This window comes from Mycobacterium sp. NPDC006124, from assembly GCF_040614235.1.
GTDB lineage: Bacteria > Actinomycetota > Actinomycetes > Mycobacteriales > Mycobacteriaceae > Mycobacterium.
Genome location: NZ_JBEXUA010000007.1, coordinates 268,678 through 281,806, shown reverse-complemented (window position 1 = coordinate 281,806; position 13,129 = coordinate 268,678). Strand labels below are relative to the sequence as shown.

Below are 13,129 nucleotides of genomic sequence, written 5' to 3'. Positions count from 1 at the left end.
GAGGGCGGTCATTGGCCATCCTGGGGGCGCGCGGGGCCGTGCGCCCGCTCGGCGATCTCACGGCTGGCGTCGAGGTAGCTCATCGCGCCGCGCGACCCGGGGTCATATTCGAGGATCGTCATCCCGTATCCAGGTGCCTCGGACACCTTCACACTGCGCGGGATGACGGTCCGCAGGACCTTCGCGCCGAAGTGCGCTCGGACGTCATCGGCGACCTGGTCGGCCAGCTTCGTGCGGCCGTCATACATCGTCAGGACCACGGTCGTGACGTCGAGCAAGGGATTGAGGTGGGCCTTCACCATCTCGATGTTGCGTAGCAACTGACCTACGCCCTCGAGCGCGTAGTACTCACACTGGATAGGGATCAGCACCTCGGGCGCAGCGACGAGCGCGTTGATCGTCAGCAGCCCGAGCGACGGCGGGCAGTCGATGAACACGTAGTCGAAGTCGTAGTCCTGCAGGGTCGCGAGGGCGTTGCGCAGCCGGCCTTCGCGGGCCACCATGCTGACGAGCTCGATCTCGGCGCCGGCCAAGTCGATCGTCGCGGGCACGCAATAGAGGCGCTCGTTGTACGGGCTCTGCTGCAACGCCGACTCGAGGGTGATCTCGCCGATGAGCACCTCATAGGAAGACGGCGTGCCGGGGCGGTGCTCGATGCCAAGAGCCGTGCTGGCATTGCCCTGGGGATCGAGGTCGATGACGAGAGTCTTCAGGCCCTGCAGTGCGAGGGCGGCGGCGACGTTGACTGCCGTGGTCGTCTTACCGACCCCACCTTTTTGGTTGGCGATCGTGAAGACGCGCTGACGCGGTGGGCGCCTCAGTTGCTGACCCTTGGCGTTGTGCAGAATGCGCACGGCTCGTTCAGCCTCGGCGCCGATCGGGGTGTCGGCGGTCGTCGGTTCCTGCCACGCTTCGTCGGCCGGTGGTAACCATGTTTCACGTGAAACATTGCGGGGTTCCGCCGCGGCGGCCTTCGCCTCACGGTTCTGCCGTAACTTCACTTGCTTCTCCTCGTCGGGCCGTCCGGCCGCGTTGCTCGTCGGTCCTGAGACCTCCCGGGTCTCCGTTGCGGAACGCCGGTTCGGCCCGTCCCCGAGGGACGACTCCCCTTCACCGCCACGACGACGGTTACGGGCGGAGTCAAGTAGGTCACGCCACATTCCATCACCCTTATGTCGACCGCACCCAATGAACTCAAGGCACGTCGATGTTCCTCGACCTCGACGCTCGCGCGTTCACCCTTCATCGCCAACATCCGACCATCCGTGCGAAGTAGCGGCAGACACCAGCGCGTCAGCTTGTCGAGTGCAGCGACGGCGCGGGAGGTGACCACATCGATCGACCCGGCCGCCTCACGGACCGACTTCTCCTCGGCCCGACCCCGGATCACGGTGACGGGGAGTCCGAGCAGAACGACGGCTTCCGAGAGAAAGTCAGCCCGGCGCAACAGTGGTTCGACCAGAATCACATTCGTGTCCGGGCGGGCGAGCGCCAACGGGATGCCTGGTAATCCGGCACCACTGCCGACATCCGCGATCCGCTCCCCCGGGTTGACCAGTTCGCCGATAGCGGCGCTGTTGAGGATGTGCCGATCCCACAGTCGGTCGACTTCTGCGGGGCCGATCAGACCCCGCTCGATACCGGCACCCGCCAGGATCGCCGCGTACTCCGCCGCGACGTCCATCCGGTCGCCGAAGACCGCCGCGGCTGCTTGTGGTGCCGGCGGTGCCTCACCATGTTTCACGTGAAACATCCTCCGCTTCCGCCGCCACGGCGTCCGACCGAACTACATGGATGTAACTCAGGGGATCAGGCGGGGAGCACGACGACCCGGCGCGACGGCTCCGCGCCCTCGCTCTCGCTCCGCACCCCGTCCACCGCCGACACTGCGTCGTGAACGATCTTCCGCTCGAACGGGGTCATCGGGGCTAGCTCTTCCCGCTCGCCACTGGCGAGCACCCTCTTGGCGATCTTGTCTCCGAGAGCGGCCAACTCGTCACGACGCCCGCGGCGCCAGTGCGCCACGTCCAACATCAGCCGGCTGCGCTCACCCGTCTTCTGGTGCACCGCCAACCGGGTCAGCTCCTGAAGGGCGTCGAGCACCTCGCCCTTGCGACCGACCAACTTCGCGAGGTCGCTGCCGCCGTCGATGCTGACGACGGCGCGGTCACCCTCCACGTCGAGATCGATGTCCCCGTCGAAGTCGAGAAGATCCAGGAGCTCCTCGAGGTAGTCGCCGGCGATCTCCCCCTCGTTGACCAAGCGGTCTTCCAGATTCTCCGCCTTGGGCGCCGCGTCCTCGACGTCGGTGCGTTCGGTTGTATCAGCGTCAGTCATCTTCGTCCTTACCTCCGTGCTTAGACATCCATCAGCCGCCGCGACGGGTCGGACTGAATCGGGTTCTTGTCAGGGCCGTCGTTTCTTGGGCCTGTTGTTGGCGCGCTTCGGAGCCCGGTTGGCCACACTGCCGGTCTTGGGCGTGGCGGGCTTTCCGTTCGTCGACGACGCCGATCCGGCGACCGGTCGAGTTCCGGCGTCCGTCACCGCGTCGTCGAGGGAGTCGACGTCCTGACCCGCGGACTCCGTCAGCTCTCGTTCGGCGGCCGCCTTCGCGGCGTTGTCGGCCGCAGCGGACTGCGGGCCCTTGCGCTTGGCCTTCGGCTTGGGCTTGGAACCCGGGGCTGGAGCGTTGGACGCGCGCCGCGCCAAGTCCTCTTCCTTCTTGAGTTCCTCTTCCTTCTCGATCTTGCCGAAGACGTAGTGCTGCTGGCCGTAGGTCCAGATGTTGTTGGCCACCCAGTAGAGGATCACGGCCAACGGCAGGAACGGACCGCCGACGACCACGCCGAGTGGGAACACGTACAGCGCCAGCTTGTTCATCATCGCGGTCTGCGGGTTCGCGGCCGCCTCGATGCTCTGGCGCGCCACCGACGCGCGGCTGTTGAAGTGCGTGGCGACGCCGGCCAGGATCATCAACGGCACACCCACGGCGATCACCGCCGCGCGGTTGAACTCCTCGAACGCGCCCAGGCCGACGGTCTGAATCATCGAGGCGCCGAGCGGGGCGCCGAACAGATGGGCATCCAGGAAGTGACCGACGTCGGTCGCACTGAAGACGTAGTTGCCGAGCGACCGGTTCTCCTCGACCGTGAGTCCCAACCGACCGAAGCCGGTCTGGGTGCGGTTGAACGAGTTCAGGACGTGGTAGAGGCCGATGAACACTGGGATCTGCGCGAGCATCGGCAGACAGCCCAGGATCGGGTTGAACCCGTGTTCCTTCTGTAGCTTCTGCATCTCGAGCGCCATCCGCTGGCGATCCTTGCCGTACTTCTTCTGCAGCGCTTTGATCTGTGGCTGCAACTCCTGCATCTGACGCGTCGTCCGGATCTGGCGGACGAAGGGCTTGTACAGAATCGCGCGGAGGGTGAACACCAGGAACATGACCGTCAGTCCCCAGGCGAAGAAGTTCTCCGGGCCGAGGACGAAGGCGAACGCCTTGTACCAAACCCACATGATCGCGGAGACCGGGTAGTAGATGACGTCGAGACTGAACCAATTAAACAAACGAATCGCTCCTCAGCGTCGTGGCATCTGGTGCCACCTCACGGCGCTCCGGGATCGGATCCCATCCACCTGGGTGCCACGGACCGCATTTGGCCAGCCGCACCAGAGACAACCAACTCCCCCGCACCACGCCAAACTCGCGGAGTGCGTCGACGGCGTACTCACTGCACGTCGGGGTGAACCGGCACGATGGCGGCCGGTACGGAGAGATCATGTTGCGGTAGAGCTCGATGAGGGCGATTGCGGCACGCGCGATCCGGCCCCCGCTCATCGCCTAGCTCCCGCGCCGGAGTTCACACGACGCATGGCGGTCCGCAATTCTTCGCCGAGACGAGAGGTCTTCGCTCGGTTGCTGCTCGGCAGGGCCCGAATCACGACCCTGTCACCTGGCCCCAAATTCTCGAGGACGCCGCGAGCCACATGCCGCAACACCCTGGAGACACGGTGACGCTCAACGGCCGATCCGACGGACTTCGAGACCACCAGCCCGATCTTCGGCGACTCGCTCGTCTCTTCCTGGGACTTCAGCGCGTGCACCACGATGTCGGGCTGCGCTGCTCGTACGCCACGACGGACGGTGACGCCAAAGTCGGTCGATCTCGTCATCCGGAACTGAGCCGGAAGCACCTGTCTACACCCTGCTACGGATTAGAGCAGGATCACGCAGTGAGTGAGCGACGGCCCTTGCTACGCCGGCCCGACACGATGGCGCGACCAGCGCGCGTCCGCATGCGCAGGCGGAAACCGTGCACCTTGGCACGGCGCCGGTTGTTCGGCTGGAACGTCCGCTTGCCCTTGGCCACGGCTGTATCTCCTCAGTGTGTGCGACCACTTCCCTCGCGCACATGTGACCATGTCCGTCTGAAAGCAGTCGCGGTACGTACGCTTCGTTGGTCCCGCTTGCTAGCTCCGGCGCGTGAACCCGACGATCCGGGTCGCAGCCGTATCGCCACGTTCGGGCGACTGTTCGAGGGTACTGACGAGATTTCCCTAGGTCAAACCTGCTTCTCCCGCTGCTAGCGGAGTCCCGATTTCGTCACACGGTTCACACCTGTCACCATTGAATCCGCTGCCCGCCAACCGGTCCCCGCAATGTTGCAGAACTGTTGGCACCCGGCAATAAACCTGTTAGCTTCTGCCAAGGCCATCTCAGACCGAGACGGCGCTGAACGAAGTAGCAAGGACGGCCGCTCAACCGCGAGCCCATGGTGCACTCGAGCACCGTGACGAGCCCCGGCCACGCAGCCTCCGTGCAACAAAGCAACGACACAACGACCGGTGTCGGTTATCCACAAACTGTGGATAACCATGTGGACACTCGGTCATTGTCTATTCGGCCAACCCTGCCTGGCCACGAGGGGGAACTTCTCCGTTGACAGCAGACCCCGACCCCCCATTCGTCGCAATTTGGAACGACGTCGTGGCGGAACTCAACGGTGACGTGCCCTCCGACGCCACGGCTGGATTCACCTCCCCGAACCTGACCGCACAGCAAAGAGCCTGGCTCAAGCTGGTCAAGCCGCTCGTCATCGCCGAGGGATTTGCTCTGCTGTCGGTGCCGACGCCGTTCGTGCAGAACGAGATCGAACGACACCTCCGCGAACCCATCGTCGCCAGCTTGAGCCGGCACCTGGGTGGGCAGCGCATCGAACTCGGTGTCCGGGTCGAGGCCCCGGGACCCGACGCCGATCGCGACGACGAGATCCGCACCGACGCCCTCCCCGACGCCGACGAGGTCGACGACGACGAAGAAGCGTTGGCCAGCGCCGAGGCCAGCTGGCCCTCGTACTTCACCAGCCGAGCGCAGAATTCCGCCACCAACGACGTGAGCCTGAACCGTCGGTACACCTTCGACACGTTCGTCATCGGTTCGTCGAATCGCTTCGCACACGCCGCCACCCTGGCGATCGCCGAAGCTCCCGCCCGGGCGTACAACCCGCTCTTCATCTGGGGTGAGTCCGGCCTGGGCAAGACCCACCTCCTACACGCCGCCGGGAACTACGCCCAGCGCCTGTTCCCCGGCATGCGGGTGAAGTACGTCTCGACCGAAGAGTTCACCAACGACTTCATCAACTCACTGCGCGACGACCGCAAGGCCTCGTTCAAGCGGAGTTACCGCGACATCGACGTGCTGTTGGTCGACGACATCCAATTCATCGAGGGCAAGGAAGGCATCCAGGAGGAGTTCTTCCACACCTTCAACACCTTGCACAACGCGAACAAACAGATCGTCATCTCCTCCGACCGTCCGCCCAAGCAGCTCGCGACGCTGGAGGATCGGCTGCGGACGCGCTTCGAGTGGGGTCTGATCACCGACGTTCAGCCCCCCGAGCTCGAGACCCGGATCGCCATCCTTCGCAAGAAGGCTCAGATGGACCGGCTCGACGTACCCGACGACGTGCTCGAGCTCATCGCCAGCAGCATCGAACGCAACATCCGCGAGCTCGAGGGTGCGCTGATCCGCGTCACCGCGTTCGCGTCGCTGAACAAGGCGGCCATCGACAAGACCCTGGCCGAGATCGTGTTGCGCGATCTGATCTCCGATGCGAATTCCATGCAGATCAGCATCGCCACGATCATGGCCGCCACCGCGGAGTACTTCGAGATCACCATCGAAGAACTGCGGGGTCCCGGCAAGACCAGGGCGCTGGCGCAGTCGCGCCAGATCGCCATGTACCTGTGCCGGGAGCTGACCGACCTGTCGCTGCCGAAGATCGGTCACTCGTTCGGCCGCGACCACACCACCGTCATGTACGCCGAGCGGAAGATCCGCGGCGAGATGGCTCAAAAGCGCGAGATCTTCGACCACGTCAAGGAACTCACGACGCGGATCCGTCAGCGCTCCAAGCGCTGACCAACCTTCTCACCCCGTTACGCCCGCCATTTTCGTGTCGGGTGTGGTGCCGTCGTGCGCCGGAACGTCGATAATCTTCTGACCCACGAACACCACGAGTCACATGAAATCCTCGTGGACTACTCGTGGACTACCCGTGCGTCGACGACGAGCGGTCACCCCCGCCGTCCACACCTCGACGCACGACTCCACAGCGGCCCGAATCTCACGAGTTGGTAGTGCACGAGTGACCCACGAGCGCGCACCGCATCCGACCTGCCAACGAGCGCGTCGACGCACAGCTTGCACAGCACCTATTACTGTTACTCGTCTATCAATCAATGTTCTTCTCTAAAAGAAGCACCTGGGGAACGCGCCCTGTGGGCGGTCCGAACCGAGCCCCTCGCGGGGCGTTCGTCACTCCCATGGATTAGCTTTCAACTTGAGGCCGGAGGCTCTACGGTGGGTCTTCGACAACCGGAACGGTCGTCGGAATGCAGCGTGGTGACATGTCCGTAAGACACCCGTAGATCCGCTGCTCGTGCAAGTGGTGGGTTTTACCGAAGGGGACGCTATGGACGCGGCGACGTCGACGATTGGCACCGATCTGAAGTTCCGGCTGGTCCGTGAGGACTTCGCCGACGCCGTGGCCTGGGTGGCACGGATCCTTCCGACGCGGCCCACCGTCCCGGTGCTCTCCGGCGTGCTGTTGACCGGCTCCGAAGACGGCCTGACCATTTCCGGGTACGACTACGAGGTCTCCGCCGAGGTTCGCGTCGCAGCCGAGATCGCCTCTCCTGGAAGCGTTTTGGTGTCGGGACGCTTGTTGTCGGACATCACCAAGTCGTTGCCGGCCAAGCCGGTCGACGTGACCGTCGAGGGCACCAGGGTCTCGCTGAGCTGCGGAAGCGCCCGCTTCTCGCTGCCCACGATGGCCGTCGAGGATTACCCGACTCTGCCCGCGCTGCCCGAGGACACCGGTGTGGTGCCCTCGGATCTGTTCGCCCAGGCGATCAGCCAGGTGGCCGTGGCCGCCGGCCGGGACGACACCCTGCCCATGCTGACCGGCATCCGCGTCGAGATCTCCGGTGAGAAGGTGGTCCTCGCGGCCACCGACCGGTTCCGTCTCGCCGTGCGCGAGCTGACCTGGACGACCAACACCGCCGACATCGAGGCCGCCGTCCTGGTCCCGGCGAAGACCCTCGCCGAAGCCGCCCGGGCGGGCAGTGACGGTGCTGACGTGCACCTGTCCCTCGGGGCGGGTGCCTCCGTCGGCAAGGAGGGGCTGTTGGGCATTCGCAGCAACGGCAAACGCACCACCAGTCGACTGCTCGACGCGGAATTCCCCAAGTTCCGCCAACTGTTGCCGGCCGAGCACACCGCGGTCGCCACGGTCGGGGTGGCCGAGCTGACCGAGGCCATCAAGCGCGTCGCGCTGGTCGCCGACCGGGGCGCACAGGTGCGGATGGAGTTCACCGAGGACTCACTGCGACTGTCCGCCGGTGGTGAGGACGCCGTGGGCCGCGCCGAGGAAGATCTGCCGGTGGAGTTCTCCGGCGAGCCGCTGACCATCGCCTTCAACCCCACCTATCTCACCGACGGACTGGGGTCGTTGCACACTCCGAAGGTGACGTTCGGCTTCACGACATCCAGCCGTCCCGCGGTGTTGCGGCCGGCGGGAGATGATGGTGATTCGTATGTCGGTTCGAGTGGTCCGTTCCCGGCCGCCCAGACCGAATACGTGTATCTGTTGATGCCGGTACGTCTTCCAGGCTGACCGGCCCTAGCTCCAAGGAAAGAGGAGCACATGCAACTCGGCCTGGTCGGTCTCGGCAAGATGGGCTTCAACATGCGTGAGCGCCTGCGCAAGGGCGGTCACGAGGTGATCGGTTACGACCCGCGCCCCGAGGTCACGGACGTTCCCGATCTCGCCGGGCTCGCCGCGGCGCTGACCGCTCCTCGGGTGGTGTGGGTGATGGTCCCCTCCGGTGACATCACCAGCGGCACGATCTCCGGACTGGCCGACGCCCTGAGCGAGGGTGACCTGGTCATCGACGGTGGCAACTCGCGTTACACCGAGGACGCCCCGCACGCGGCCTTGTTGGCGGAGAAGGGAATTGGATTCGTCGATGCCGGTGTGTCCGGCGGCATCTGGGGTCTCAGCGAGGGCTACGGCCTGATGGTCGGCGGCAGCGACGCCGACGTGGAGAAGGTCATGCCGATCTTCGACACGCTGCGGCCGCCGGGACCGCGAGAAGATGGCTTCGTCCACGCAGGACCCGTCGGCGCGGGTCACTTCGCCAAGATGGTCCACAACGGGGTCGAGTACGCGATGATGACCGCCTACGGCGAGGGCTACGAGATGCTGGCGGCCGAAGATCTGATCAAGAGCCCGCAGGCGGTCTACCAAGCCTGGTCCAACGGCACGGTGGTCCGGTCGTGGCTGCAGCAGCTGCTGGCCAAGGCGCTCAAGGAGGACCCGCAGCTCGCGGAGATCCGCGGGTACACCGACGACTCTGGCGAGGGCCGCTGGACCGTCGAGGAAGCCATTCGGCTGCGTGTGCCGGTGCCGGCCATCGCAGCATCGCTGTTCGCCAGATTCCTGTCGCGACAGGAAGATTCGCCGACCATGAAGGCCGTGGCCGCGCTGCGCAACCAGTTTGGCGGACACGCGGTACAGCGGATTCACGAGTCGGGCTGACCGACGGGTTCGACGACGTGGTGCGAGGCGGCTAGGTGTACGTACGTCAACTGGGTCTGACCGACTTCCGGTCGTGGTCGAGACTCGAGTTGCAGCTGGAGCCTGGCCGCACCGTGTTCGTGGGACCCAACGGATTCGGAAAGACGAACATCGTTGAAGCACTCTGGTATTCGTCGACTCTGGGGTCCCACCGCGTAGGGAACGACGCACCGTTGATCCGAGCCGGCGCCGACCGCGCGATCGTCTCGACGATCATCGTCAACGAAGGCCGCGAGCTGGCGGTCGACCTCGAGATCACCGCCGGCCGTGCCAACAAGGCGCGTCTGAACCGCTCCCCCGTGCGCAGTGCCCGGGAGGTGCTCGGGGCCATTCGCGCCGTGCTGTTCGCTCCCGAGGACTTGGCGCTGGTGCGCGGTGACCCGGGTGAACGCCGGCGCTATCTCGACGAGTTGGCCACCACCCGCCGGCCGTCGGTGGCGGGTCTGCGCGCTGACTACGACAAGGTGCTCAAGCAGCGAACCGCGTTACTGAAATCGGCTGCGGGAGCGCGGTTTCGGGGGGATTCCGGTGCACTGGAGACTCTCGACGTCTGGGACGGTCACCTCGCGGCGGCTGGTGCCAAACTCATCGCGGCCCGAGTGGCACTGGTCGACCTGTTGGCCCCAGAGGTCGAGAAGGCCTACCAACTCTTGGCACCTGCGTCCCGCCCGGCGTCCATCCGATACCGCAGTTCGGTCGACGCGGTCGAAGCCGAGGCGGCCACCGGTGCGGCCGGCGTCGAGGTCTTCGAGGTCGGACTGCTCGACGAGCTGGCCCGCAAGCGGTCCGCGGAGTTGGAGCGCGGGGTGTGCCTGGTCGGCCCACACCGCGACGACCTGGAACTGCGGCTCGGGGACCAACCGGCCAAGGGCTTCGCCAGCCATGGTGAGTCGTGGTCGACGGCCCTGTCACTCAGATTGGCGGCCTACGAACTCCTGCGGTCGGAGGGATCGGATCCGGTCTTGCTGCTCGACGACGTGTTCGCCGAACTCGACAACGCGCGTCGGCGAGCGCTGGTCGAGGTGGCGTCGTCGGCAGAACAGGTGTTGGTGACGGCCGCGGTGGCCGAGGACATCCCGCAGGACTGGGATGCGCGCCGCATCGTCGTCGCCATGCGAGACGACGATTCGGGAAGGATCTCCGAGGTGACCGAGTGAGCGACGAGGAGAACGACGCCGAGGAACCACAGGGTCCGCCCCCAGGGCTGGCACATCTGCGGGGAATGGATCTGGTGCGTCGCACCCTCGAGGAGGCTCGAGGCGCGGCCCGAAGTCAGGGCAAGGACGTCGGCCATGGGCGGACGTCGTCGGCACCGAAGAAGATCGTCAACCGCGGTGGCCGCAGGAGGTGGTCTGGCCCCGGCCCCGACTCGCGAGATCCCCAGACGTTGGGATCGCTGACCTCTCAGCTGGCCAAGAGTAGAGGGTGGACACCGAAGGTCGCCGAGGGCGCGGTGTTCGGGCAGTGGGCGTCGGTCGTCGGTGAGCAGATCGCCGAGCATGCGACGCCGACGGTGCTGCGTGAAGGCGTCCTGACCGTGGAAGCGGAGTCGACCGCCTGGGCGACGCAACTTCGGATGGTGCAGCCCCAACTGTTGGCCAAGATCGCCGCGGCCGTCGGCGACGGCGTCGTGACCAGCCTGAAGATCGTCGGGCCGGCCGCACCGACGTGGCGCAAGGGCAAGTACAACGTGCCTGGCCGCGGTCCCCGCGACACCTACGGCTGACCCGTTTCGGCGCGCTAGCTGAGAGCGCCGCCAACGCGCGCAACCGCCTCTTCGGCCGTCGGGACGCGATGCTGGCCGAGAAATTCCGCGCACGGCTCATTTAGGTGCACAGAAACGCCGCCTCAGAGTCAGTGCTGACGGGGGGTGAAGGTAGGATGGACGAAGACTCGCGAGGAGCGCTTCGCTCCTACGTGCATCCCGAATCCCAAGGAGACGCGCTCACTGTGGCTGCCTCGAAGAACGATGCCCCAACCGCGTACGGCGCGGAGTCGATCAAGGTTCTCGAGGGGCTCGAGGCCGTCCGCAAGCGCCCGGGCATGTACATCGGATCCACCGGCGAACGCGGTTTGCACCACCTGGTGTGGGAGGTCGTCGACAATGCGGTGGACGAGGCGATGGCGGGGTTCGCCAGCAAGGTCGACGTCCGCATCCTGGAGGACGGCGGCGTCGAGGTCACCGACGACGGCCGCGGCATCCCGGTCGCGATGCACAGCACCGGCATCCCGACCGTCGACGTCGTGATGACGGTCCTGCATGCCGGCGGCAAGTTCGAAGAGGGCGCCTACCAGGTCTCCGGCGGTTTGCACGGTGTCGGCGTCTCGGTGGTCAACGCGCTGTCCACCCGGTTGGAAGCCGACATTCGTACCGACGGGTACGAGTGGTTCCAGACCTACGACAATTCGGTCCCCGGCACTCTGCGGCAGGGCGAGAAGACCACGAAGAAGGGAACGACCATCCGCTTCTGGGCGGATCCCAACATCTTCGAGACCACCAACTACGACTTCGAGACGATTGCCCGTCGCCTGCAGGAGATGGCGTTCCTCAACAAGGGACTGACGATCGACTTGGTCGACGAGAGGGTCACCGCAGACGAGGTCGTCGACGAGGTGGTCAGCGACACCGCGGACGCGCCCAAGTCGGCCGACGAGAAGGAAGCCGAGGCCAAGGCGCCGCACAAGGTCAAGCACCGCAGCTACCACTACCCCGGTGGTCTGGTCGACTTCGTGAAGCACATCAACCGCACCAAGACCGCGATTCAGCAGAGCATCATCGACTTCGAGGGCAAGGGTCCCGGCCACGAGGTCGAGATCGCCATGCAGTGGAACGCCGGCTACTCCGAATCGGTGCACACCTTCGCGAACACCATCAACACTCACGAGGGTGGCACACACGAAGAGGGTTTCCGCAGCGCGTTGACGACCGTGGTCAACAAGTGGGCTCGGGACAAGAAGCTGCTGAAGGAGAAGGACCCCAATCTCACCGGCGACGACATCCGCGAGGGTTTGGCGGCGGTCATCTCGGTCAAGGTCAGCGATCCGCAGTTCGAGGGTCAAACCAAGACCAAACTCGGCAACACCGAGGTGAAGTCCTTCGTGCAGAAGATCTGCAACGAGCAACTCAGCCACTGGTTCGAGTCCAACCCGGCCGAGGCCAAGACCGTCCTCAACAAGGCGGTCCAGTCGGCACAGGCCCGGATGGCCGCCCGCAAGGCACGAGAGTTGGTGCGCCGCAAGAGCGCCACCGACATCGGCGGCCTGCCCGGCAAGCTCGCCGACTGCCGCTCCACCGACCCCCGGCTCTCCGAAGTGTATGTGGTGGAGGGTGATTCGGCCGGCGGCTCTGCAAAGAGCGGTCGCGATTCGATGTACCAAGCGATTCTTCCGTTGCGCGGCAAGATCATCAACGTCGAGAAGGCCCGCATCGACCGGGTGTTGAAGAACACCGAAGTCCAGGCCATCATCACGGCGCTGGGCACCGGCATCCACGACGAGTTCGACATCGCCAAGCTGCGTTATCACAAGATCGTGCTGATGGCCGACGCCGACGTCGACGGCCAGCACATCTCCACGTTGCTGCTGACCCTGCTGTTCCGGTTCATGAAGCCGCTCATCGAGAATGGGCACGTCTTCCTTGCGCAGCCGCCGCTCTACAAGCTGAAGTGGCAGCGCAGCGAGCCCGAGTTCGCCTACTCCGACCGCGAGCGCGACGGTCTGCTCGAGGCGGGTCGGGCCGCCGGCCGAAAGATCAACACCGAGGACGGAATTCAGCGGTACAAGGGTCTCGGCGAGATGGACGCCAAGGAGCTGTGGGAGACCACCATGGACCCGAGCGCCCGTGTGTTGCGCCGGATCACCCTCGACGACGCGGCCGCCGCCGACGAGCTGTTCTCGATCCTGATGGGCGAGGACGTCGAGGCTCGTCGCAGCTTCATCACCCGCAACGCCCGCGACGTCCGCTTCTTGGACGTCTGAGTCCGTCTGACCCG

The 13,129-nt window shown here is 65.4% G+C and carries 13 protein-coding genes; 6 read left to right on the top strand and 7 right to left on the bottom strand.

Features of this window, described 5'->3' with window-relative positions; all coding sequences use genetic code 11:
* Positions 1-8 precede the first annotated feature (8 nt).
* The 7 genes from ABZ195_RS17055 to rpmH form a co-directional block, all read right to left on the bottom strand.
* Complete coding sequence (locus ABZ195_RS17055; protein WP_355219691.1) at positions 9-1,001, bottom strand: ParA family protein; 993 nt, start codon at positions 999-1,001, stop codon at positions 9-11.
* Positions 998-1,753 carry a 16S rRNA (guanine(527)-N(7))-methyltransferase RsmG gene (gene rsmG, locus ABZ195_RS17050; RefSeq protein WP_355219689.1) on the bottom strand — a complete coding sequence of 252 codons (756 nt, stop codon included), beginning with the start codon at positions 1,751-1,753 and terminating at the stop codon, positions 998-1,000. The genes ABZ195_RS17055 and rsmG overlap by 4 nt, the downstream gene beginning before the upstream one ends.
* A 56-nt stretch (positions 1,754-1,809) precedes the next feature.
* Positions 1,810-2,337, bottom strand: coding sequence for a R3H domain-containing nucleic acid-binding protein (locus ABZ195_RS17045; protein ID WP_355219687.1), 528 nt, complete (start codon positions 2,335-2,337; stop codon positions 1,810-1,812).
* Between the two features lie 69 nt (positions 2,338-2,406).
* Positions 2,407-3,564, bottom strand: a complete 1,158-nt coding sequence (gene yidC, locus ABZ195_RS17040; protein ID WP_355219685.1) for a membrane protein insertase YidC — start codon at positions 3,562-3,564, stop codon at positions 2,407-2,409.
* Positions 3,557-3,835, bottom strand: coding sequence for a membrane protein insertion efficiency factor YidD (gene yidD, locus ABZ195_RS17035; RefSeq protein WP_355219683.1), 279 nt, complete (start codon positions 3,833-3,835; stop codon positions 3,557-3,559). Before yidD ends, yidC begins: the two co-directional genes overlap by 8 nt.
* Complete coding sequence (gene rnpA, locus ABZ195_RS17030) at positions 3,832-4,191, bottom strand: ribonuclease P protein component (RefSeq protein ID WP_355219682.1); 360 nt, start codon at positions 4,189-4,191, stop codon at positions 3,832-3,834. The genes yidD and rnpA overlap by 4 nt, the downstream gene beginning before the upstream one ends.
* Positions 4,192-4,223: 32 nt before the next feature.
* Positions 4,224-4,367, bottom strand: coding sequence for a 50S ribosomal protein L34 (gene rpmH, locus ABZ195_RS17025; RefSeq protein WP_149479713.1), 144 nt, complete (start codon positions 4,365-4,367; stop codon positions 4,224-4,226).
* A gap of 569 nt (positions 4,368-4,936) precedes the next feature.
* Between rpmH and dnaA the strand changes: the two genes are divergently transcribed.
* The 6 genes from dnaA to gyrB all read left to right on the top strand — a co-directional run bounded on the left by dnaA (position 4,937) and on the right by gyrB (position 13,115).
* On the top strand, positions 4,937-6,418 hold the full coding sequence (gene dnaA, locus ABZ195_RS17020) for a chromosomal replication initiator protein DnaA (RefSeq protein WP_355219679.1): 1,482 nt from the start codon (positions 4,937-4,939) through the stop codon (positions 6,416-6,418).
* A gap of 553 nt (positions 6,419-6,971) precedes the next feature.
* Positions 6,972-8,174, top strand: a complete 1,203-nt coding sequence (gene dnaN, locus ABZ195_RS17015) for a DNA polymerase III subunit beta (RefSeq protein WP_355219677.1) — start codon at positions 6,972-6,974, stop codon at positions 8,172-8,174.
* 30 nt (positions 8,175-8,204) lie between these two features.
* Positions 8,205-9,098: a phosphogluconate dehydrogenase (NAD(+)-dependent, decarboxylating) gene (gnd, locus tag ABZ195_RS17010; protein WP_355219675.1), complete on the top strand. Its 894-nt coding sequence runs from the start codon at positions 8,205-8,207 to the stop codon at positions 9,096-9,098.
* Between the two features lie 35 nt (positions 9,099-9,133).
* The gene (gene recF, locus ABZ195_RS17005) at positions 9,134-10,294 is read left to right on the top strand and encodes a DNA replication/repair protein RecF (RefSeq protein ID WP_355219673.1); all 1,161 of its coding nucleotides are present in this window, start codon (positions 9,134-9,136) and stop codon (positions 10,292-10,294) included.
* Positions 10,291-10,863, top strand: coding sequence for a DUF721 family protein (locus tag ABZ195_RS17000; protein WP_355219671.1), 573 nt, complete (start codon positions 10,291-10,293; stop codon positions 10,861-10,863). The genes recF and ABZ195_RS17000 overlap by 4 nt, the downstream gene beginning before the upstream one ends.
* A gap of 224 nt (positions 10,864-11,087) precedes the next feature.
* Positions 11,088-13,115, top strand: coding sequence for a DNA topoisomerase (ATP-hydrolyzing) subunit B (gene gyrB, locus ABZ195_RS16995; RefSeq protein WP_355219669.1), 2,028 nt, complete (start codon positions 11,088-11,090; stop codon positions 13,113-13,115).
* Positions 13,116-13,129 lie beyond the last annotated feature (14 nt).